The organism is Bacillus sp. I-2 (assembly GCF_001974945.1).
Lineage (GTDB): Bacteria > Bacillota > Bacilli > Bacillales > Bacillaceae > Bacillus > Bacillus safensis.
In genome coordinates this window covers 246,913-268,519 of record NZ_LZRW01000022.1, presented here as the reverse complement: position 1 = coordinate 268,519, position 21,607 = coordinate 246,913, and the positions used below count along the sequence as shown (strand labels likewise).

General features: G+C 41.7%; 24 protein-coding genes and 1 other RNA gene. 21 read left to right on the top strand and 4 right to left on the bottom strand.

Annotated features, from left to right (window positions below; translation table 11 throughout):
• Positions 1-4 precede the first annotated feature (4 nt).
• Both BAE31_RS07715 and BAE31_RS07710 read left to right on the top strand, forming a co-directional pair.
• Positions 5-922: an osmoprotectant ABC transporter substrate-binding protein gene (locus BAE31_RS07715; RefSeq protein ID WP_076840047.1), complete on the top strand. Its 918-nt coding sequence runs from the start codon at positions 5-7 to the stop codon at positions 920-922.
• 21 nt (positions 923-943) lie between these two features.
• Positions 944-1,633 (top strand): ABC transporter permease, encoded by a 690-nt coding sequence (locus BAE31_RS07710; protein WP_034280931.1) that lies wholly within the window; start codon positions 944-946, stop codon positions 1,631-1,633.
• 77 nt (positions 1,634-1,710) lie between these two features.
• On the opposite strand, the gene BAE31_RS07705 is transcribed toward BAE31_RS07710, so the two are convergent.
• From BAE31_RS07705 to BAE31_RS07695, 3 genes are all read right to left on the bottom strand, one after another.
• Positions 1,711-2,031, bottom strand: a complete 321-nt coding sequence (locus BAE31_RS07705; RefSeq protein WP_024423485.1) for a winged helix-turn-helix transcriptional regulator — start codon at positions 2,029-2,031, stop codon at positions 1,711-1,713.
• Between the two features lie 70 nt (positions 2,032-2,101).
• Positions 2,102-2,503 (bottom strand): helix-turn-helix domain-containing protein, encoded by a 402-nt coding sequence (locus BAE31_RS07700; protein ID WP_075621764.1) that lies wholly within the window; start codon positions 2,501-2,503, stop codon positions 2,102-2,104.
• A gap of 138 nt (positions 2,504-2,641) precedes the next feature.
• Positions 2,642-3,037 carry a helix-turn-helix domain-containing protein gene (locus BAE31_RS07695; RefSeq protein ID WP_034280928.1) on the bottom strand — a complete coding sequence of 132 codons (396 nt, stop codon included), beginning with the start codon at positions 3,035-3,037 and terminating at the stop codon, positions 2,642-2,644.
• Between the two features lie 154 nt (positions 3,038-3,191).
• Here BAE31_RS07695 and BAE31_RS07690 point away from each other — a divergent pair, with 154 nt between their 5' ends.
• The 9 genes from BAE31_RS07690 (at position 3,192) to BAE31_RS07650 (ending at position 9,899) form a co-directional block, all read left to right on the top strand.
• Positions 3,192-3,425 (top strand): helix-turn-helix domain-containing protein, encoded by a 234-nt coding sequence (locus BAE31_RS07690; RefSeq protein ID WP_024426059.1) that lies wholly within the window; start codon positions 3,192-3,194, stop codon positions 3,423-3,425.
• Between the two features lie 38 nt (positions 3,426-3,463).
• Positions 3,464-3,754, top strand: coding sequence for an AbrB/MazE/SpoVT family DNA-binding domain-containing protein (locus BAE31_RS07685; RefSeq protein ID WP_076840045.1), 291 nt, complete (start codon positions 3,464-3,466; stop codon positions 3,752-3,754).
• Between the two features lie 186 nt (positions 3,755-3,940).
• Positions 3,941-4,174 carry a preprotein translocase subunit SecG gene (gene secG / locus BAE31_RS07680; RefSeq protein ID WP_003212746.1) on the top strand — a complete coding sequence of 78 codons (234 nt, stop codon included), beginning with the start codon at positions 3,941-3,943 and terminating at the stop codon, positions 4,172-4,174.
• 124 nt (positions 4,175-4,298) lie between these two features.
• Positions 4,299-5,045 (top strand): alpha/beta hydrolase, encoded by a 747-nt coding sequence (locus tag BAE31_RS07675; protein ID WP_076840043.1) that lies wholly within the window; start codon positions 4,299-4,301, stop codon positions 5,043-5,045.
• 19 nt (positions 5,046-5,064) lie between these two features.
• Entirely contained in the window at positions 5,065-7,407 is a 2,343-nt protein-coding gene (rnr, locus tag BAE31_RS07670; RefSeq protein WP_041107812.1) for a ribonuclease R, read from the top strand.
• 139 nt (positions 7,408-7,546) lie between these two features.
• On the top strand, positions 7,547-8,017 hold the full coding sequence (smpB, locus tag BAE31_RS07665; protein WP_012011279.1) for an SsrA-binding protein SmpB: 471 nt from the start codon (positions 7,547-7,549) through the stop codon (positions 8,015-8,017).
• A 174-nt stretch (positions 8,018-8,191) separates the two neighbouring features.
• Positions 8,192-8,555: a transfer-messenger RNA gene (gene ssrA, locus BAE31_RS07660) on the top strand.
• 293 nt (positions 8,556-8,848) lie between these two features.
• On the top strand, positions 8,849-9,322 hold the full coding sequence (locus BAE31_RS07655; RefSeq protein ID WP_241770472.1) for a hypothetical protein: 474 nt from the start codon (positions 8,849-8,851) through the stop codon (positions 9,320-9,322).
• A gap of 7 nt (positions 9,323-9,329) precedes the next feature.
• On the top strand, positions 9,330-9,899 hold the full coding sequence (locus tag BAE31_RS07650) for a hypothetical protein (protein WP_076840041.1): 570 nt from the start codon (positions 9,330-9,332) through the stop codon (positions 9,897-9,899).
• A 92-nt stretch (positions 9,900-9,991) separates the two neighbouring features.
• Here the strand turns inward: BAE31_RS07650 and BAE31_RS07645 are convergent, their stop codons facing one another.
• Complete coding sequence (locus BAE31_RS07645) at positions 9,992-10,231, bottom strand: hypothetical protein (RefSeq protein WP_076840039.1); 240 nt, start codon at positions 10,229-10,231, stop codon at positions 9,992-9,994.
• Positions 10,232-10,470: 239 nt separating this feature from the next.
• Between BAE31_RS07645 and BAE31_RS07640 the strand changes: the two genes are divergently transcribed.
• The 10 genes from BAE31_RS07640 (at position 10,471) to BAE31_RS07600 (ending at position 21,597) form a co-directional block, all read left to right on the top strand.
• Complete coding sequence (locus BAE31_RS07640; protein ID WP_076840037.1) at positions 10,471-12,072, top strand: histidine kinase N-terminal 7TM domain-containing diguanylate cyclase; 1,602 nt, start codon at positions 10,471-10,473, stop codon at positions 12,070-12,072.
• 256 nt (positions 12,073-12,328) lie between these two features.
• Complete coding sequence (locus tag BAE31_RS07635; RefSeq protein ID WP_076840035.1) at positions 12,329-12,784, top strand: DUF6376 family protein; 456 nt, start codon at positions 12,329-12,331, stop codon at positions 12,782-12,784.
• 106 nt (positions 12,785-12,890) lie between these two features.
• Positions 12,891-13,196, top strand: coding sequence for a metal-sensing transcriptional repressor (locus tag BAE31_RS07630; protein ID WP_012011272.1), 306 nt, complete (start codon positions 12,891-12,893; stop codon positions 13,194-13,196).
• Positions 13,197-13,268: 72 nt separating this feature from the next.
• Entirely contained in the window at positions 13,269-13,475 is a 207-nt protein-coding gene (gene copZ / locus BAE31_RS07625) for a copper chaperone CopZ (RefSeq protein ID WP_024423475.1), read from the top strand.
• Between the two features lie 80 nt (positions 13,476-13,555).
• On the top strand, positions 13,556-15,991 hold the full coding sequence (locus BAE31_RS07620; protein WP_076840033.1) for a heavy metal translocating P-type ATPase: 2,436 nt from the start codon (positions 13,556-13,558) through the stop codon (positions 15,989-15,991).
• Positions 15,988-16,122, top strand: a complete 135-nt coding sequence (locus tag BAE31_RS20030; RefSeq protein WP_264082723.1) for a hypothetical protein — start codon at positions 15,988-15,990, stop codon at positions 16,120-16,122. Before BAE31_RS07620 ends, BAE31_RS20030 begins: the two co-directional genes overlap by 4 nt.
• Positions 16,123-16,493: 371 nt before the next feature.
• On the top strand, positions 16,494-17,771 hold the full coding sequence (locus BAE31_RS07615; RefSeq protein ID WP_024426051.1) for a cation:dicarboxylate symporter family transporter: 1,278 nt from the start codon (positions 16,494-16,496) through the stop codon (positions 17,769-17,771).
• A gap of 18 nt (positions 17,772-17,789) precedes the next feature.
• Positions 17,790-19,235 (top strand): aspartate ammonia-lyase, encoded by a 1,446-nt coding sequence (gene aspA, locus BAE31_RS07610; protein WP_024426050.1) that lies wholly within the window; start codon positions 17,790-17,792, stop codon positions 19,233-19,235.
• A gap of 116 nt (positions 19,236-19,351) precedes the next feature.
• Positions 19,352-20,668: an ATP-binding protein gene (locus tag BAE31_RS07605; protein ID WP_076840031.1), complete on the top strand. Its 1,317-nt coding sequence runs from the start codon at positions 19,352-19,354 to the stop codon at positions 20,666-20,668.
• Positions 20,665-21,597, top strand: a complete 933-nt coding sequence (locus BAE31_RS07600; protein WP_076840029.1) for a response regulator — start codon at positions 20,665-20,667, stop codon at positions 21,595-21,597. The genes BAE31_RS07605 and BAE31_RS07600 overlap by 4 nt, the downstream gene beginning before the upstream one ends.
• Positions 21,598-21,607 lie beyond the last annotated feature (10 nt).

Below are 21,607 nucleotides of genomic sequence, written 5' to 3'. Positions count from 1 at the left end.
TTATGTGAAGAATCGAAAAACAAAATGGATCAGTGCACTGCTTGCCGGATGCTTGCTATTGATAAGCGGCTGTTCACTTCCTGGACTAGCCGGCTCCTCAGGGGGCACGCTGCGAATTGGAGCACAAAACTTTACCGAATCAGAAATTATGGCCTATATGGTTGGCGATATGATCGAACATTACACAGATAAAAAGACGACCATTGTGAAAAACCTAGGTTCCAACACTGTGCAGCAGAAAGCAATGGAAAACGGAGATGTCGACATTTCTGCGACAAGATATTCAGGCACGGATTTAACAAGCACGCTTGGAATGGATGCGGAAAAAGACCCGGAGCGTGCGATGGAGATCGTCCAAAAAGAATTTAAAAAACGCTATGATTACAAATGGTTTGATTCTTATGGATTTGATAATACGTATGCCTTTGCTGTTACGCAGAAGATGGCGAAGGAAAACAAGTTAGAAACGGTCTCTGATTTGAAAAAGAATGCGAACAATTACCGGTTTGGTGTCGATAATATTTGGCTCAAAAAGAAAGGCGACGGCTATGACGGATTCGTGAAAACATACGGAATCAAATTTGGCAGCACGTATCCGATGCAGATTGGTTTAGTCTATGATGCATTAAAAAATGAAAAAATGGATATTGTGCTTGCCTATTCAACAGATGGACGAATCAAAGCCTATAATCTCAAAATCTTAAAAGATGATAAACGGTTCTTCCCGCCATATGATGCATCACCAGTAGTCCCGGAGAAAGTCTTAAAAGAAAATCCAGGGCTTGATAAGGTGATCAACAGGCTGATCAGAAAAATCGATACAGAACAAATGCAAGAGCTGAACTATCAAGTCGACGGGGAGCTTCAAGAACCAGCAACCGTTGCGAAGAATTTCCTGAAAAAACACAATTACTTTGAGTAAGATGGGGAGGTGTCAAGGCTGATGGACACACTGCAGCAATTATGGACGTATTATCAGCAGAACGGGTCATATGTGTTAGAAGAATTTTATCGGCATTTTCTCATGTCGGCGTATGGGGTGCTGTTTGCGGCGATTGTCGGGATTCCAGTAGGCATCTTTGTGGCGCATTACCGCAAGCTGAGCAATTGGGTCTTTGCCATTACCAATGTCATTCAAACGATACCGGCATTAGCGATGCTTTCTGTATTGATGCTTGTATTAGGACTTGGTGCAAATACAGTCATCCTATCACTCTTTCTGTATTCACTTCTGCCGATTATCCGAAACACGTATACAGGCATTGTCAGCATTGAACATGCCTATTTAGAATCAGGTAAAGCGATGGGCATGACGAAATGGCAAGTGCTGAGAATGGTTGAATTACCGCTTGCTTTATCAGTCATTATGGCTGGTTTAAGAACCGCACTGGTCATTGCCATCGGTATTACAGCGATTGGAACATTTGTGGGCGCGGGAGGTCTTGGTGATATCATCATCAGAGGATCAAACGCCACAAACGGAACAGCCATCATTTTAGCAGGTGCGATTCCAACTGCACTTATGGCTATTATTGCTGACCTTGTCATGGGCTGGCTCGAACGCTATTTAAGCCCGACAAACAAGAAAAAGGAAAGAAAAGCGTTAGCTGAAAAAAACATCACATCTGCTTAAGCGGTTGAAACAAAACCTCCCTTACATCTGTAAGGGAGGTTGTTTTATGAAGATCAGGCGGTTCGCATGCTGGTATTTTATGATTCAAGCGTGATCCATTCAGAGGACCACTTCGCAATTTCCTCAAAAACGGGTGCAAGTGAACGCCCCATATCTGTTAAAGAATACTCAATGCGCACGGGTGTTTCAGCAAAAACCTCCCGTTTTACAATACCTGCTGCTTCCAGCTCTTTTAATCTCTCAGATAATACTCTTCCGCTTAAATTTGTCAGAGCCGCCTCAATTTCACTAAAGCGCTGCTGACCTGAGAGAAGCTGAAAAACAATCAGTGCCACCCAGCGTTTACTCAATAACTCAACTGCTTTTTCAAACCGCGGGCACATGTCAGATTGATTCATCTTTCTTCACTCCAATCTGAACCCATTATACCGTAAATCTGTCATAAATCGGCGCAAAAAGCTTAAACATTTATGAGGACGAACGGCTGTTTAACATAAATAATAAATAGCGGTTGAGGTCCTCTATTTCTTTTTTCGAAAGGGTCGACCATATGTCACCATCAAATATTTCGAGATCAGTAAGTTCATATTGCGCTGCGGCTTCTTTTATTTTGGATAAAGAAAGATCATTTTCCTCGAGCTGTTGGACAGAAGTGGCTTCCTCAATATAGCCCGCAGCCTGCATCATGTCTTCATAAGGTACCTTTAACGCACCAGCTAGCTTTTTAATCGTAGGAGGTTTCGGAATGCCGCGTTTCCCGTTTTCAATACGAGATATACCGGCAGCGCTAACTTCAGAATACATCGCTAATTGGTTCACCGACAGCTTCTTTTCCTCACGTAATGCTCTTAAATATGCACCAAAGTTCATCAAGGCAAAACCTCACATGGTTATAGATTCGATATGTCTATTTTACATGATTTGTTGACTATTGGCAATAAGTGCACCATGAAAATATTGACATTAGTTAATGGTGGATGTACATTAGGGTTATGCCCCGCTATTTGTTCACCTTTTTTGGTTGATGAGCGTGAGAAAGTATTCATTCAGCTGGCTGATGTCTTGTGCGGAGAGCCTTTCCCATTTGTCCCCGTCAAAAATGGGGAGATGTTCTACATCCTTTTGAAGCGCCGTTTGATAGATTTTTAACATGGACTCATATTTCGGTTTCATTTCATGAACTTGTTCCTGTTCAATATGACCGGCAAGCAGCATTAAATCCTCATAAGGCACCTTCAAGGCGTGTGCTAATTTTTTTATGGTTAACGGCTTTGGCACACCGCGCTTTCCATTTTCAATACGAGAAATTCCAGCAGCGCTTACACCTGAATACATGGCAAGCTGATTGACCGACATTTTTCTATTTTCTCTTAAAATGCGTAATTGTTCACCAAAGTGATTCATGACATCGAACCTCACATTTCAGTATATGACTTATTTTAGTACGATCATTGACCAAAGGAAATAGCAGAGGGGTAAAAGTGTTGACATAAGTTAATGAATCTGCTTGATGTGAGAGCCTTACATGTTGTACATAATGATTCCATAGGAGGTTGTAATGATGGTCGAAAAGATTCAGATCAGGCGGGCTTTTGTCATGCAGTATATGATCGAGAACGATATGTCGTTAAATCAGCTCGCTGATGAAATTGGCATCTCTCCTGCCACACTTAGCAGGGTATTAAATGGTCACCGAAAACCAGGACAGCTTGTCATTGGCAAAATGATTCATTACTTTGATAAAAAATTTGAAGATCTATTTTACTATGAAGATATTGACAAAAGTCAATAAATGATATCATCATATTAATCATCAAGGAGGAAATGTCATTGAAAAGGACTGGGATGGTCAGACACATTGATTCTCTTGGCAGAATTGTTCTGCCCTCAGAAATGCGCAAGGTACTCAATATTAAAGAAGAGCAGCTGTTAGAAATTTTCGTTGAAGATCAAACCATTATGCTGAAAAAATATGATGCAGATAAGAGCTGCCTGTTAACAGGACAAGTGACGAAGTACAACAAAAGCTATGGAAATGGGAACGTGATGCTGAGTCCTGAAGGAGCTGAACGTTTGTTAGTAGAATTAAAACAGCTATTGAAGGAAGAAGCAACTCATTAAAAATGTGTTTTTAACCGAAAAATTGCATATAAAAATGCTGCAGCCAGCACTTTGGAACGAAATTGTATCAAAATAACGTATCAAGTCGACAATATATAGGAAATCTTTATTTTGATGTTTCGTGACATGCACCTTGTTTTCATGTAAAATAAAGTTATGTGTACCAGTTTGTCTGGAGGTGTTTTCATGCACGCATTTGTTATCACATTACTCGTAATTGTCAGTATCGCACTTATCATCGTTGTATTACTACAATCAAGTAAAAGTGCTGGACTGTCAGGCGCTATTTCAGGTGGAGCCGAGCAGCTTTTCGGTAAGCAAAAAGCGAGAGGCCTTGACTTGATTCTTCACCGATTAACGGTTATTTTGTCAGTGCTTTTCTTCATCTTAACACTTGCATTGGCATATTTAGGCGTGTAAAGCGCGAGTAACAGAAGGTCTGATCTTTTTTCAGACCTTTTTTTATTATCAGCACTCTTTTGTGTTTGTTTCATACATACAAGTGGAAAATATAAACCATATCAGAAGGAAAGGAAGTCACATCATGAAAGTTGTTACACCAAAACCATTTACGTTTAAAGGTGGAGAAAAGGCGGTGCTTCTTCTTCACGGTTTTACTGGGAATACAGCCGATGTTCGAATGCTTGGCCGTTATTTGAACGAAAGAGGATATACATGCCATGCACCTCAATATAAAGGACACGGTGTGCCGCCAGAAGAGCTTGTCCATACAGGCCCGGCTGATTGGTGGAAAGATGTAGAAGAAGGCTATCAATTCTTAAAAGATGAAGGTTATGAGGAGATTGCAGTTTGCGGACTATCCCTCGGAGGAGTTTTTTCATTGAAATTAGGTTACACTGTACCTGTAAAGGGAATTGTACCTATGTGTGCACCTATGTACATAAAAAGTGAAGAAGTCATGTACCAGGGTGTACTAGATTATGCCCGTAACTATAAGAAATTTGAGGGTAAGTCAGAGGACCAAATTGAACAAGAAATGGAATCGTTCAAGAAAACACCAATGAATACACTGAGGAGCCTGCAAGAACTGATTGCAGATGTTAGAAACAATGTCGACATGATCTATTCACCTACTTTTGTTGTGCAGGCACGTCACGATCATATGATTAATACAGACAGTGCGAATATCATTTATAACGAAGTAGAGACAGATGATAAGCATTTGAAATGGTATGAAGAATCAGGCCATGTCATCACGCTTGATAAAGAGCGGGAGAAGGTTCATCAGGATGTCTATGCATTCTTAGAATCACTTGATTGGTCAATTTAAATATATAGGGGGTTAGAGTGTGCAAAAAGAAGAATTTATGGATGAATTACTCGCTTTTATGAAAGAAGAAGCGTATAAACCGTTAACTGTTCAAGAGCTGGAAGTCATGATGGAGATTACCAATCCCGATGATTATAAAGAGCTCGTCAAAGCACTTGTGACGCTGGAGGATCAAGGACTCATCGTTCGCACGCGCAGCGACCGTTACGGTGTACCAGAAAAAATGAATTTGGTAAAAGGAAAGCTGTCTGCTCATGCAAAAGGATTTGCATTTGTAACGCCTGAAGAGTTTGGACAGGATGATATTTTCATTCCGCCAAATGAGTTAGGCACAGCGATGAATGGCGATACCGTCATGGTTCGTGTCAGCCACAAATCAAACGGCACGAAAAAAGAAGGAACTGTCATCCGTATTCTCGAGCGTAATACTCAGACGGTTGTCGGTACCTATACAGAAACGAAAAGCTTTGGCTTTGTCATTCCTGATGATAAAAAAATCACAAACGATATCTTCATTCCGAAATCCGCTAAAAACGGTGCGGTCGAAGGGCATAAAGTCGTTGTGACGCTGACAAGCTATCCTGAAGGAAGAATGAGTGCAGAGGGTGAAGTGACTGAAATCCTCGGTCATAAAAATGACCCTGGCATTGATATTTTGTCGATCATTCATAAACACGGTCTGCCAGGTGAGTTCCCAGAAGAAGCACTTCAGCAGGCAGTAGACACACCGGAAACGATTGATGAAAAAGATCTTGAAGGCAGACGCGACTTGCGCAATGAAACGATTGTGACGATTGACGGTGCAGATGCGAAGGACTTAGATGATGCCGTAACTGTGCAAAAGCTGGATGATGGCAAATATAAGCTTGGCGTACACATTGCAGACGTTTCTCATTATGTCACAGAGAATTCCCCGATTGATCAGGAAGCTTATGAACGTGGAACGAGTGTGTATCTCGTCGACCGCGTCATTCCGATGATTCCGCATCGTTTGTCAAACGGTATTTGTTCATTAAATCCAAAGGTCGATCGTCTCACCTTGTCTTGTGAAATGGTTATTGATCGTAACGGGAAAGTCGTCAAACACGAGATTTTCCAAAGTGTGATCAAAACGACAGAGAGAATGACCTATTCCGATGTGAATAAGATTTTAGTCGACCAAGATGAAGAGCTTCTAAACAAATATGAGCCGCTTGTTCCGATGTTCCAAGAGATGGAGAAGCTTGCAGAGATTCTTCGTGACAAACGAATGGAGCGCGGAGCTGTAGACTTTGATTTCAAGGAAGCAAAAGTACTTGTAGATGATGAAGGCGCAGCGAAAGACGTTGTCATTCGTGAGCGTTCCGTTGCAGAGAAATTAATTGAAGAATTCATGCTTGTTGCAAACGAAACGGTTGCAGAGCATTTCCACTGGATGAATGTTCCGTTCATTTACCGAATTCACGAAGAACCAAATCCTGAGAAGCTTCAGCGCTTTTTAGAGTTCGTGACGACGTTTGGTTACATTGTGAAAGGGACGTCAACGAACATTCACCCGCGCGCACTTCAAAGTGTCCTCGATGCTGTCAGGGATCAACCAGAAGAAGTCGTCATTCAAACTGTGATGCTTCGCTCTATGAAACAGGCGAAGTATGATCCAGAAAGCATTGGCCATTTTGGATTATCAACGGAATTCTATACACACTTCACATCACCAATCCGCCGTTACCCGGATTTAATCGTGCATAGACTGATTAGAACCTATTTGATTCAGAAAAAGACAGATGAAGCGACCTTAGAAAAGTGGGGCCAGCTGCTGCCTGAAATCGCAGATCATGCATCTACAATGGAGCGCCGCTCAGTCGATGCAGAGCGTGAAACAGATGACCTGAAAAAGGCAGAGTTTATGCTAGATAAAATCGGTGAAGAGTTTGATGGCATGATTAGTTCCGTGACGAACTTCGGACTATTCGTTGAACTGCCGAATACGATAGAAGGTCTTGTCCATGTCAGCTACATGACTGACGACTACTATCGCTTTGATGAACAGCACTTTGCTATGATCGGTGAACGTACAGGGAATGTCTACCGTATCGGTGATGAAATCACTGTCAAAGTCGTGAATGTCAATAAAGATGAGCACTCAATTGATTTTGAAATCGTCGGGATGAAAGGCACTCGCCGTAAATCTCCAAAAGATTTCAAGTTCAAAAAACGGACAGATCCACCAGCGAAAAAAGGCCGTGGAGGTCAAAAAGCCTCTGGGGAAAAAGGCAAAGAGGATAAAAGCGGAAGTGACTGGTTCACAAACCGTAAAAAGAAGAAAAAGAAAAAACGCGTATTTGAAAACGCACCGAAACAAAAACGCAAAAAGAAAAAGTAACGTGCCAAAAAGCAAATAGGGCATCCCGCTCTATTTGCTTTTTGACCACATGGCGTCAGCATTGTCGAAAGCTGGATTGTTTGATAAAATAATCCGTACGATTTGGACCGTGTTTGTGTCAAAAGGAGGGTGTACGCCAATGCCAAAGGGAGAGGGAAAAGTTGTTTCCCAAAACAAAAAAGCAAATCATGATTACTTTATAGAAGAAACATACGAAGCCGGCCTAGTATTACAAGGAACTGAAATCAAATCGATTCGTGCTGGAAAAGTGAATTTAAAAGATTCCTTTGCCAAAATCGAGCGAGGAGAAGTGTTTCTTCATAATATGCACGTGAGCCCATACGAACAAGGGAACCGTTATAACCATGATCCGCTGAGAACGAGAAAGCTGCTGCTTCATCGCAAGCAAATCAGCAAATTGATTGGTGCGACGAAGGAAGAAGGCTATTCACTTGTGCCTCTGAAACTCTATTTGAAAAATGGCTTTGCCAAAGTGCTGATCGGAATCGGAAAAGGGAAGAAGAAATACGATAAGCGTGAAGATCTGAAGAAAAAAGATGCAAAACGTGAAATCGAACGTGCCTTCCGCGATCGTCAAAAGCAATTCTAGCCTGATGCTGATGGCTTGCTGAGAGCGGAAGCATTATGCTACAATATGTTATGCAGTAAACAATCATCGCTATTTTGACAGAAACCACCAGTTGTTTCGAGCAGTAAGATTGTTATAATAGTTATATACGGAAGCAGTGAAGCTGAACTTCCATCCCGTATATCCCTTTTACAAGGGGACGTTACGGATTCGACAGGGATGGTTCGAGCTTAGGCTGCGAGCCGAGAGGCGATCTCGTTAACACGCACTTAAATGTAACTGGCAAAACTAAAAGTTTTAACCAAAACTTAGCACTAGCTGCCTAATAAGCGCAGCGAGCTCTTCCTGACATCGCCTATGTGTCTGTGAGGAGCCCAATGAAGTAGGCTACGCTTACGTTTCCGTCTGAGGACGTAAGAAGAGATCCATCAGACTAGCTCTCCAAGCGCCCGTCAGCAGGCATGAGGATGAGTGAACACGTAAATATGTTGACTACGCTCGTAGACGCTTAAGTAATCGATGTCTCTGGACGTGGGTTCGACTCCCACCGTCTCCATCAAAACTTTTAGAATGCAGTCGCATCAAGGGTTTGAAAGCCCTTGATGCGGGTCTGGCAATATGAAAAATTGAGATTAAATACAAGAAGACGCTATTGATAGCGTCTTTTTTTTATGCTTTTTTTAACAGAAAAGCCAAATGGGAATTTTTTCACTAATAAATTGAATGAATAGCTAAATATAACTATCTTTTAACCGATGAAATGTAGGGATGTTACACCATATATTAGTGGGTGAATTTTATTAAACTTAAAGCTTGAAAATATCAGCAGGAATGCAGAAGGAGTTTATCTCAGTGAACAAAGTAAAGACTAAATCACTAATCGCAATGATGATTATGCTTGCCGTGCTGATGGTATTCGGTACAGCGTGCAGCAACCAAAAGGCAGAAAAAGAATATGCCGAGTGGTATGAAAATTACAGAAGTGATATTGAAGACACAATGCTTGCGTTTGCTAAAAAGATGGTGGCAATTGATGCAGGTAATGATGAATGGCTTGGATCTGTCGAGAAGTCACTTTTTGATGTACAAAAAGTCATTGATGAGGGTAATGAAAAGAAAAACGTTCCTGGTGCTTATAAAAAAGCACATGAGTATTTGCTAAAAGCAAACAAAGGATATCAATATGCCGTAGAAGAAACACCGAAAGCACTTGAAAATCTTGATCTTGAATCACTGGATAACATTTCGAAAAGACTCGACAAAGCATATGATCAAACAGCCAAAGCCGATGACGAAGTAGAAAAAGTTTCAAAGGATAAGGAGTAATTCACATATGAAGACAAACAAAAGGACAATGATTTCAGTATTTCTTCTAGTATTTACATTGATGATGGGTACAGCATGCGGTAAAAATGAAACAGGAAACGGTTCATCATCAAATAAAGCGCCGGCAAAACAAGAAAAAATTGAAAAGATGACCGATAAAGAATATGCTGCATGGTATAAGGGGTATTTAAAACGTTTTGAAGATAGAATTATGCCTTTCTTTTTTTCATTAGTTCCAATGGATGATGTTTATGATAAAGAATGGGCTAGTGAACTTGAGAAGAAAATTGATAGCCTGCGAGAATTACTTAACGAAGCCAAAGAAAATGAAAACAAAGTTCCAGATACGTATAAAAAGGTAAATAGTTACTTAGTAGAAACAGATGACAACTTAGAGCCGATTTTCAAAGATATTTTAAAGGTTGCAAAGCAAGATAAGGTAGACGGTGATGATTTAAATTTCATAGATTCTAGAATGAAGAAAGCATTAGAAGAGATGGTTCTTGCAAAAACAGAAGTTAGTAAAATTGAAGATGAGAAAGCTAAAGATACACCAAAGGACAAATCAAAACATTGATTTGGAAAAATAATGCTGGAACTTTTTAAGGGATGATTAACCGACCTTGTTTCACATAAGAAAAAGAAATGCCACATCTGGCATCTCTTTTCTTATGTACGGTTTTTCAAAGAAGACACCACCAACCGAACAAACAAAGGAAAAACGACAACCACCGCAATCATCATCAAAAATCCATCCGGCACAAGTTCAACAAACGTTGTCTGAATTACATAAACCGCAATCAGCAGCAGGTAACTGATCAAAAATAACAATCCAGAACTTCTTTTTTCAAACGGTTTTTCTAAAAGAATCAGCATAAACAGCCCCGTCATAATCATCCAAAAAGTCATATTCCTTTCGAGTCTCCTCTCCATTGATCTCCACATTGTACATATATTTCTCCAGACGCAACATACTTGTCCCTCAAATTAAGCAAAAAGTAGTGAAAATATAAGGGAACACGAACCGTTGACGCCTGAAATTTTACAAAAAACCTCCAACCAATTCAAAATCACATCTTCCCATTTGTGACGTCCTCATATATAGTAAGATTAGACTAGTTCTAAATAACTGAAATTGGGGCGTTTACATGGATTCGATTGTTTTACATTTTATTGTGATCATGAGTGTTTCTGGCATTCTGTCCGTGATATTATCAATCATTGCTCATGCAAACCGCCATCGGTATATTGGCTGTCAATTGTTTATGTACATGTCTGGAGCAACTGCGATTTATATCTTTGGGCATACGTTTGAATTATTGGCTCGTACTCCTGGAGAAATCATGTTCTGGGTTTGTTTTCAATACATAGGTCTACCGTTTATCGCACCGCTCAGTCTGCTGATTGTGCTTCAATTTACGGGGTTTCATCAATATTTCACAAAGCGCCGCGTGCTTCTCATCTTATTGATTCCAACTCTCACAACCATTATGGTGTTCACCAACTCTTTACATTCACTCTTTTATCGAAGCATCACGACGAATCCAGTAGATGGGTTTTTATTGGCTGATTTTACGATTGGCTATTGGTATATCATTCATGGCGTTTATACGTTTGGCTGTTCGATGCTTGCTATCTTTATGCTGCTTTGGTTTTTACGTGTCACAAAAAAAGAATATTTAAAGCAGATTCTGATACTGTTAGTGGGAATGTCATTACCAATTTTGACTTCTTTTATTTATTTATTAGGCGTTACACCCCTACATATTGATCCGGTTCCTGTGGTGATGTTTATCACCAACGCACTCTATTTATGGGCAATTATGTCGTTCCAGCTCTTTAAGCTGTCTCCCATTGCAATGGAGCGTGTGTTTGAGCATATGTCTGAAGGGGTTCTAATTTTAGATCGATATCGGACACTCATTGACTACAATCCCGCTGCTGCATCGATCATTCCAGCACTTGCGAATAAAAAGGGAATTGGCCATAAAATCGACGATATTTTCTCAGCAATCATCAAAGATTCAGCGTTCATTCAATGGCTGCGCTCTCCGCAGGATCATTCGCAATATGATTTAATGTGGAAAAAGGAAAAAGACCAGTCCTGCTATTATCATTTGACCGCTTCGTCTCTATTTAATAGAAGAGGAGAGATCGAGGGCAGGCAAATAGTGATCAGTGATGTAACAGAGCAGCGTTTGCTGCAGGAAGAGCTGGAGCGTCGTGCGTATATCGATGGTTTGACGAATATTTACAATCGTTCTTCTTTCATCGAACGAACGCAGATGATCCTGGAAGAGGATGCACAGGATACGGCTGTTATGCTGTTTGATATTGATTTCTTTAAACAAATCAATGACACACACGGACATCATATTGGGGATGAAGCGCTGCGTCATGTTGTCTCTATTTGTCAGGAGCATTTACAAATGGATGATTTATTTGGACGATATGGGGGAGAAGAGTTTGCCATTTGTCTGCCTCATCAGTCATTTAAAGAGGCATGTCATATCGCGGAAAAAATAAGACATTCGTTTGAAGCAAGTTTCTTTACGAATGATGAGGAAAAAGTGCGAGTGACAGCGAGCTTTGGAATTGCTCACACAGCCAATGATCCTTGTGTATTAGAGACACTTCTATTTGAAGCGGATCAGGCCTTGTATATGTCAAAACGCCAAGGGCGGAACCGGATTTATGCATCCACTGGTAAGGGCCATGTGCTGTATCAAGAGCAGGATCTTTGGAATTGACTGTTGTCCTGACATTCGATATGATAAACATAACATTTGAACGGTTTCCTAAAGGGGAGTAGCTTTTACGGATTGGTCGTCACTACAGAAACATTCGTTGTTTCTCGGCCATTCCGGCATGAACAATGTTAGCCAGACCTTTGCCTATCACACATGAGGCAAAGGTCTGGCTATTTTTAAGGTCTTTTTGCATCTGTGTGATAGAGGAGCGGAACAAATGATGCTTTTAATCCTACAGATGAAAGGATGATCGATCTTGAAAAAATATGTGATGGCTTGCCTATTTTCCGGAACGCTTGTATTAAGCGGGTGCTCCGGCTTGCTTGATCAGGTCAACGATACAACGACATATGTCACTGAGGCAAATGACTATGTGACAGACATTCAGCAATTTACAGAGGATTTTCCAAAACTCGCTGAAGAAGCTGTGCAAAATGCCGCCAAAAAAGCAGAATTAACGCAGCAGCTTGAATCATTGAAGGCAGACATTCAAGATTTTAATGACGTCACAGCGCCAAAAATGGCAGAAGACCTTCATGCACAAATCATTGAAAAAAATAAAGTGCTGTCAGAGGAGATCCAAACGTATTTACAGCAATTAAAAGCAGGCGATATCGATGTTGCCGCCATACTGGAGGATCAGCAGGGATTGATGAAACAGCTTCAGCAATCCGTCAATCTTTTGCAGGATATCGAACAATTAACAAATTAGGACAAACACCGCTTTATCTGCGGTGCTCAGCATATCTTTGCCTTTTCCGGTGGAGATATGCTTTAATTTAGGTACAGACAAGTCATAATGGAAAAAAGGTGATCACATGACAGAACATGAAGAAAGACATATGGCTTCGCCTAGAGCCGAAAAGGAAAAGGACCAATTGATCAATCGCTTGAAACGAGTGGAAGGACAAGTTCGCGGGATTCAGCAAATGATTGAAAACGATCGTTACTGTATAGATGTTGTGAATCAAATCTCCGCAGTCAATGCGGCTTTGAAAAAAGTCAGTCTTCATTTGATGGAAAAGCATACACATCATTGTGTTGCAGATGCTATCAAGAGCGGCAATGGGGATGAAGCCATTGAAGAGTTAATGACGGTCTTTACGAAACTGACAAAATCGTAGCATTTATGTTTACATTGATACCCTACTAGGGTATAGTAAATTGTAGAAAATGATTGATGGAGGCGATGAGAAGTGGAACAAGCAACACTTCAAGTGCAGGGCATGTCTTGCGGACATTGCGTGAAAGCAGTCGAAGGAAATGTAGGAGAATTAGCAGGTGTGGAATCTGTGAAAGTCCATTTAGACAAAGGACAGGTGGAGGTTTCATTTCACCCGGATCAAGTCACGTTACACCGTATTTCTGATGTGATTGAAGAACAGGGATATGATGTCGTATAAATAAGTAGACGTGCTGCAAAACAGCACGTATTTTTTTCAAAAAATAATACCCCCTTGGAGTATGTGGAGAGGTGAGGTCAATGAAAAAGGAAATTGATTTTCAAATTACGGGTATGACCTGTGCTGCCTGTGCAGGCCGCATCGAAAAGGGATTGAATAGGCTGGAAGGTGTGGAGGATGCCAGTGTGAATCTGGCGCTTGAAACTTCCCATATCGTCTATGAAACAGAGCAGCTAACACCAGATGATTTGAAGCGAAAAGTTCAATCTCTTGGCTATGATGTGGTGATGGAGCAAGCAGAATTTGATATAGAGGGAATGACGTGTGCAGCTTGTGCAAACCGAATCGAGAAAAAAATTAACCGAATGGACGGTGTCGATCACGGGTCTGTCAACTTTGCCCTTGAGACACTTCAGGTCACATATCATCCGGGCCAAACGTCTGCAAATGACATAAAAGATGCGGTGCAGTCTATTGGGTATTCTTTAATAGAACCAGCAGCAGATCAAGCGGAGGAAGGAAAAAAAGATCACCGGCAAGCTGCAATAGAAAAGCAAACGGCACGCTTTTTATTCTCGATGATTTTATCACTGCCGCTTCTTTGGGCAATGGTCAGCCATTTTTCTTTTACGTCCTTTATTTGGCTGCCAGAAGCGTTTATGAATCCATGGGTACAGCTGGCGTTGGCAGCGCCGGTGCAGTTCATTGTCGGCTGGCCCTTTTATGTAGGGGCGTATAAGGCTTTAAGAAATAAAAGTGCCAATATGGATGTTCTTGTCGCACTTGGGACATCTGCCGCGTTTTTCTATAGTTTATATGAAAGCATTCAGTCAGCGATTGGAGGCACACATGAGGCAGCCCTCTATTATGAAACAAGTGCTGTCCTCATTACGTTGATCGTGCTCGGAAAATTAATGGAAGCAAGAGCAAAAGGAAGATCATCAGAAGCGATTCAAAAGCTGATGGGCTTACAAGCAAAAGAAGCGGTTATCGAGCGAGATGGCAAACAGATGACTGTGCCTATTTCTGACGTGAAAGTGAATGATCTTGTGTTTGTCAAACCCGGGGAAAAAGTACCGGTAGATGGAGAAATCATAGAGGGGACAACCGCAATAGATGAGTCCATGATTACAGGAGAAAGTCTGCCTGTTGATAAAACAGCAGGAGATATGGTCATTGGGGCAACGATCAATAAAAATGGATTCATCAAAATAAAAGCGACTAAAGTCGGGAAAGAGACCGCTCTTTCACAGATTATCCGAGTCGTAGAACAAGCGCAGGGCTCAAAGGCACCGATTCAAAGAATGGCAGATCAAATATCAGGGATATTTGTTCCTATTGTTGTAGGAATTGCTGTGCTCACATTCCTCATATGGTTTTTCTTTGTGGACCCAGGAAATGTGACGTCAGCACTTGAAACCTTTATAGCCGTCATTGTCATCGCATGTCCGTGTGCGCTCGGCCTTGCGACACCAACCTCTATTATGGCTGGCAGCGGCCGTGCGGCTGAATCAGGCATTCTGTTTAAAGGCGGAGAGCATTTAGAAGTGACTCAATCACTCGACACGGTCGTGTTAGATAAAACAGGGACTGTGACAAAAGGAGAGCCTAGTCTGACAGATGTACTGGCATATGCCAATTGGACAGAAGATACGCTGCTGCAGCTAGCAGGATCGGCAGAACAGCAGTCGGAACACCCGCTTGCCCGGGCGATCACAGACGGTATGAAGGAACGAGGTCTTGAAGCGGTCGAGGTTGAAGCGTTCCAAGCAGATCCAGGTCATGGAATTGAAGCAAAGGCAGCAGGACACAAGCTTTTGATTGGAACGCGTAAGCTATTACAGAAACATCATATCCAATATGAGCAAATGGAAGCATCTGTCACAACGCTGGAGGAGCAAGGGAAAACAGCTATGCTCGTTGCGATTGACGGAGAATTCGCCGGCATTGTAGCGGTCGCAGATACAATCAAATCATCCTCTCCACAAGCCATCGCTCGTCTAAAAGAGCAGGGGATTCACGTTGTGATGATGACAGGTGATAATAAACTAACAGCAGAGGCGATTGCGAAACAGGCAGGTATTGATCATGTCATTGCTGAAGTGCTGCCTGAAGAAAAAGCGGCTCACATTGCAGCACTTCAGGAACAAGGAAAAAAAGTCGCCATGGTCGGAGACGGTATCAATGATGCCCCAGCTCTTGCAACAGCGAATATTGGGATGGCTGTGGGAACAGGGACAGATGTTGCCATGGAAGCAGCAGATATTACGCTCATGACGGGAGATCTCCATGCCATTGCAGATGCGCTGGAATTTAGTAAAAAAACAATGAGAAACATTAAACAAAACCTATTTTGGGCGCTTGCCTATAACTGTATTGGGATACCGATCGCTGCATTTGGTTTCCTTGCGCCATGGCTTGCAGGAGCAGCAATGGCCTTTAGCTCCGTGTCCGTTGTGCTGAATGCGCTCAGATTGCAGCGATTGAAGCCAGTTAGAGAGGGAGTGGCAGAATGAAGCTGAATGTCAAATGGATTTGGACCGTTAGTGCATTGCTCTATGTTGCTCTTGTACTTATTGGATATGCGATTTATGATGAATTTTATTCAAATCAGCATACACCAAGTGAACAAATGCAAAATCATTAAGACTTCGCCAAAAGCGAAGTCCCAGCGTGTAGACAAACCCTCGCATTCTTTGTCAGGTCTGTGCGCCAGTGCTCACGAATGTCTATTCGCTCCGCGCTGGTGCTCGCCCTTCCTAGACTTCAAAGGTTTTCTATCACGCTGAAAAGAAGACAACGTGCTAAAACAAAATCATTTTAGCACGTTGTCTATATTCTAAGACTTCGCCAAAAGCGAAGTCTTTTTTTTACAATATTGTGGAAAAACCCACCTTTTTAAAGATTTTTCATAAAAAATTCACTTCTTTTTGTTCTTTTTTGTCGTTTTTTGTAGGTTCGTCGTTAAGATGCGATTAAGCAACAAAGAAAGCGTTATCAAAAAAAGGGGGTTCACGTATGAAAAAGTTAGGGTTAGCTTCTCAAATACTCATTGCACTTGTTCTGGGTGTTGTCGTGGGAGCGCTGTTTTATCAAAATGAAACCGTTATTAATGTGTTAACGCCGATTGGCGATATATTCATCCATTTAATTAAAATGATCGTTCTTCCAATTGTTATTGCTGCATTGATTGTAGCAGTTGCAGGTGTTGGAGATATGAAAACGATCGGAAGACTCGGCGGAAAAACCATTCTTTACTTCGAGATTGTGACAACGATTGCATTAGCAGTTGGACTGCTTGCAGCAAACTTGTTCCATCCTGGTACAGGAATTGATATGAGCAACATGGAGAAAGGCGATATCTCTAAATATGAAGAGACATCTAAAGCTTCTTCTGAAAAAGCGACTTTCTCAGAAACGTTGGTGCATCTTGTACCGACAAACGTTTTCCAATCCATTGCAGAAGGTGATTTATTACCAACCATCTTCTTTACAGTCTTATTCGGATTAGGAATTGCCGCAGTTGGAGACAAAGGAAAACCAGTATTAGGATTCTTTGAGGGTATACTCGAAGCCATGTTCTGGGTGACCAATAAAGTGATGAAGTTTGCACCATTTGGTGTATTCGCGCTCATCAGTGTGACGGTGATCAAATTCGGGGTCGGAGCGCTTCTCCCGCTAGGTAAACTGGTACTTGTCGTTTACGGTACAATGGCATTCTTCGTCATTGTTGTACTTGGCATTATTGCGAAAATGGCTGGAACAAGCGTCTTTACACTATTTAAAGTATTAAAAGAAGAAATCATTCTTGCATTCTCAACAGCAAGTTCAGAAGCTGTACTGCCTAGATTAATGGACAAAATGGAGAAGTTCGGCTGCCCGAAAGCGATCACGTCGTTCGTTATTCCAACAGGCTACACCTTTAACTTAGATGGAAGCGCCATCTATCAATCCATTGCTGCGATATTTGTTGCACAAATGTACGGCATGCCGCTTTCCATCTATGAGCAAATTACGTTACTATTAATTTTAATGCTGACATCTAAAGGAATGGCTGGTGTACCAGGTGCATCGATCGTTGTTGTCATCACAACTCTTGGTGCTATGGGACTGCCGCTTGAAGGACTTGCCTTCATCGTTGGGATCGACCGACTTCTTGACATGGTTCGTACAACAGTGAACGTATTTGGTAACTCACTTGCAGCCATTGTCATGTCTAAGTGGGAAAAAGTATTTGATCAAGAGAAATCGAAGAAGTATATTGAGGAATTAAAACAACAAACAAAAGCAGCGTAAAAAAGGAGATCTTTTCAAATGACGAAGCTACAGGACAAGCAAGTTCGAATCGAACGAGACTTTCTAGGTGAAAAGGAAGTAGACACTCAAGCATATTATGGAATTCAAACATTACGTGCAGTGGAGAACTTTCCAATTACTGGCTACCGTATTCATGAGGAACTCATCAAAGCATTAGGGATTGTCAAAAAGGCAGCCGCACTTGCAAATATGGATACACAGCGACTATATTCTGGTCTTGGAGAAAAAATTGTTCAAGCCGCAGATGAGGTCATCGAAGGAAAATGGAACAATCAATTTATTGTCGATCCAATTCAAGGCGGGGCTGGCACTTCAATGAATATGAATGCCAATGAAGTCATTGCAAACAGAGCGCTTGAACTACTAGGAAAGGAAAAAGGCGCTTATACTGAGCTAAGTCCAAACACGCATGTGAACATGTCGCAGTCAACAAACGACGTTTTCCCAACAGCGATTCATATTTCAACATTGAATATGATTGAAAAACTACTTTATACGATGGAAAACATGCATCAAGTCATGACCGAAAAAGCGCAGGAATTCGATCATGTCATCAAAATGGGACGCACGCATCTTCAGGACGCTGTTCCAATCAGACTTGGACAAGAGTTTAGTGCTTATGCAAAAGTTCTTGCTCGTGATATTAAACGTATCAAGCAGTCTAGACAGCATTTATATGAAGTCAATATGGGTGCAACAGCAGTCGGAACTGGATTGAATGCAGATCCTAAATATATTCGCCAAGTGGTTGGTTACCTATCTGACATTAGCGGATTACCGTTAGTTGGCGCTGAAGACTTAGTCGATGCAACGCAAAATACGGATGCTTATACAGAAGTATCGGCTGCTCTTAAAGTATGTATGATGAACATGTCCAAAATGGCGAACGATATTCGTCTGATGGCCTCAGGTCCAAGAGCAGGCTTTGGTGAGCTGCACCTGCCGCCGAGACAGCCAGGTTCATCCATCATGCCAGGAAAAGTCAACCCAGTTATGCCTGAGGTCATGAACCAAGTGGCATTCCAAGTCATTGGGAACGACCATACAATCTGTCTTGCATCAGAGGCTGGCCAGCTTGAACTAAACGTCATGGAACCAGTGTTAGTGTTCAACCTGCTTCAATCTCTCAGCATGATGAAAAATGTATTCGAGTCCTTCGTGGACAACTGCTTGCGTGACCTAAAAGCAGATGAATCTAGATTAAAAGAATATGTAGAAAAGAGTGCCGGTGTCATGACGGCGGTGAACCCGCACATTGGTTATGAAGCGGCTGCACGAATTGCAAGAGAAGCCATCCTTACAGGTGCATCTGTACGTGAGCTTTGTCTGCAAAATGATGTGTTAACAGAGGAAGAGCTTGATGTCATCTTAAATCCTTTTGAAATGACAAAACCAGGTATTGCTGGTGCATCACTTTTAGAAAAGGATCGTTTAGAAGATTAAGCGGCATCATGAGAAGCGCACACCGGCAAAGTTCCGGTGTGCGCTTTTTCATGGAGGTTTGTTTTTCTTTAGCTCACATAGTATACTATCGTCAATTATTAGGGATGTGACTGCGTTTGAATCTACTGAAAAAATGGCTGAATACAGAGCCTTATTTAATTGTGCTGCTCATTGTACTGACGCCGATTGGCGGAGAGTTTAAATTTTATCCGTTTGAGGACAGCTTTCGGGTCAGCTTTGGAACCGTTGTCTTTTTCTTTATCCTGCTTCAAATGAAAAGATTTCCGGCATGGGCAAGCGGCATCATCGCTGGGATATCTGTTTTTGCGTTTCGCGTGCTGCTTGATACAGCCGTGACAGGGCATCTTCCGCTTGAAGAGGCAGTTTCATTAAGATTTCCTTCCCTGCTTTATTATGTCGTCTATGGCACACTTTTTTATTTATTGAAGGTCAGACGTTTCCGCGATCAGCCATGGCTGATTGGCGCAACAGGCATCGTCATGGAGCTGTGCGCAAGCGTTGTTGAGATCATCGCACTTCGAGGCACGATGGATGAAATTTTAACGGTGCGGACGCTGTTTCAATTATTTGTTTTGGCGATTTTCAGAAGCTTTTTCGTGTTGGCTTGTTATACAATGATTCGCTTATATGAAGAGCAGGCGAGAGAGCGTCAGATGAAAAAGGAAAAGGAACATTTGCTGATGCTTCTGTCTAACCTTTACACAGAATCTACATATTTTCATAAAACACTCGCACATGCTGAGCACATTACGGCCACATCCTATCAGTTATATCAATCCCTTCACCATGCAAAGGATGCGGAATCATTGGATTTGCAAAAGCTCGGTAAAACCGCCTTGCAAATTGCAGGAGAGGTGCATGAAATCAAAAAGGATAATCAGCGGATTTTTTCTGCCTTATCAAAGCTGATTCATGAGGAAAATTTCCAGGCTTATGAGAGTCCTTCTCATATCGCTGGGCTTGTCATTCGCATTCATGAAAATTATGCAGAATCTCTTAAAAAAAACATCGTCTTTCATTATGCTGAAGATGGGCAGCATCCCGCCTATCACGTGTATACCATTCTATCTTTGTTAAATAACATCGTATCCAACGCTGTGGAAGCCATTCCTGTAGAAGGAGAGGTGTCACTTTCTATTTCACAGAAAGAAAACCACGTGATTTTTCAAATCAGCGACAACGGGCCTGGCATAAAAGAACGTAATCATCATGTGATTTTTAAACCTGGCTTCACTTTGAAATACGACCAGGCTGGGAATCCATCGAGCGGTATCGGGCTTGCCTATGTAAAGGATACAGCAGAGAAGCTTGGCGGAAGTGTTGAGATGAAGAGTATCCCAAATGAACAAACGATTTTCACATTAACGATACCAGTAGATCAAGTCAGTAGAAAAGAGGGGATTGGGAGATGAGATTTTTTATTGTTGATGATGATGAAGCCGTTCGTTCTTCACTGGCTCAGCTCATTGAAGATGAAGAGCTTGGCATTGTGGCCGGGGAAGCAGAGGATGGCGCAGAGCTAACAGCCAGCTACTTAAATGATTTGCACATTGATATCTTATGTATTGATCTATTGATGCCGGAAAGGGACGGGCTTGAAACGATTCGAGCGATCAAGGATGAGTTTCATGGGAAATACTTAATGCTGTCACAGGTTGAAACAAAGGAATTAATCGGACAGGCGTATACGCTTGGCGTCGAATATTATGTGACAAAGCCGATCAATCGTGTAGAGGTCTTAAGTGTCCTCCATCTGATGATTGAACGTCTTCATTTAGAGCATTCAATTGAAAATATTCAGCACTCACTCAAATCGGTCATGCAATTTCAGCAGCGCGGTCAGACGAAAACGAAGCAGCGGGGGAAAAGTCTTGCAGAGGCAGGTCAGTTTTTGCTGGCGGAGCTTGGTATTGTTGGTGAGAAGGGGTCTAAAGATTTATTAGATATGATTCTGTTTACAGACCAGTATTTAGCGCTGCATGCTGATCATCATGATTCCTTTCCTTCTTTAAAGATCATTTTCACTGGGATTACGGAGGATAAGTTAGGTAAGCCCTATACATCGGCAGACATCGCAAGAGAAGCAAAGGCAGCCGAACAGCGGGTAAGGCGTGCGATCAATCAATCATTGAAACACATCGCATCACTTGGGCTAACTGATTTTTCCCATCCAACATTTGAAAATTATGCATCTAAATTTTTCGATTTCACCATCGTACGAAAGAAAATGAGTGAATTGACGAAAGAGATGAGCGGAAGAGAAGAACACACCCGTATCAATGTGAAGAAATTTGTGCAGGTGCTTTACTACGAAGCGAAACGTATTTTTATGGAAGATTAAAAAAAGACAT

Bases quoted from the DNA above. Each gene is read 5' to 3' on its own strand.
- BAE31_RS07710 (WP_034280931.1), top strand. From the start codon at position 944: ATGGACACACTGCAGCAATTATGGACGTATTATCAGCAGAACGGGTCA.
- BAE31_RS07705 (WP_024423485.1), bottom strand. From the start codon at position 2,031: ATGAATCAATCTGACATGTGCCCGCGGTTTGAAAAAGCAGTTGAGTTA.
- BAE31_RS07700 (WP_075621764.1), bottom strand. From the start codon at position 2,503: ATGAACTTTGGTGCATATTTAAGAGCATTACGTGAGGAAAAGAAGCTG.
- BAE31_RS07695 (WP_034280928.1), bottom strand. From the start codon at position 3,037: ATGAATCACTTTGGTGAACAATTACGCATTTTAAGAGAAAATAGAAAA.
- BAE31_RS07690 (WP_024426059.1), top strand. From the start codon at position 3,192: ATGATGGTCGAAAAGATTCAGATCAGGCGGGCTTTTGTCATGCAGTAT.
- secG (WP_003212746.1), top strand. From the start codon at position 3,941: ATGCACGCATTTGTTATCACATTACTCGTAATTGTCAGTATCGCACTT.
- BAE31_RS07675 (WP_076840043.1), top strand. From the start codon at position 4,299: ATGAAAGTTGTTACACCAAAACCATTTACGTTTAAAGGTGGAGAAAAG.
- smpB (WP_012011279.1), top strand. From the start codon at position 7,547: ATGCCAAAGGGAGAGGGAAAAGTTGTTTCCCAAAACAAAAAAGCAAAT.
- BAE31_RS07650 (WP_076840041.1), top strand. From the start codon at position 9,330: ATGAAGACAAACAAAAGGACAATGATTTCAGTATTTCTTCTAGTATTT.
- BAE31_RS07645 (WP_076840039.1), bottom strand. From the start codon at position 10,231: ATGACTTTTTGGATGATTATGACGGGGCTGTTTATGCTGATTCTTTTA.
- BAE31_RS07640 (WP_076840037.1), top strand. From the start codon at position 10,471: ATGGATTCGATTGTTTTACATTTTATTGTGATCATGAGTGTTTCTGGC.
- BAE31_RS07630 (WP_012011272.1), top strand. From the start codon at position 12,891: ATGACAGAACATGAAGAAAGACATATGGCTTCGCCTAGAGCCGAAAAG.
- BAE31_RS07620 (WP_076840033.1), top strand. From the start codon at position 13,556: ATGAAAAAGGAAATTGATTTTCAAATTACGGGTATGACCTGTGCTGCC.
- BAE31_RS20030 (WP_264082723.1), top strand. From the start codon at position 15,988: ATGAAGCTGAATGTCAAATGGATTTGGACCGTTAGTGCATTGCTCTAT.
- BAE31_RS07615 (WP_024426051.1), top strand. From the start codon at position 16,494: ATGAAAAAGTTAGGGTTAGCTTCTCAAATACTCATTGCACTTGTTCTG.
- aspA (WP_024426050.1), top strand. From the start codon at position 17,790: ATGACGAAGCTACAGGACAAGCAAGTTCGAATCGAACGAGACTTTCTA.
- BAE31_RS07600 (WP_076840029.1), top strand. From the start codon at position 20,665: ATGAGATTTTTTATTGTTGATGATGATGAAGCCGTTCGTTCTTCACTG.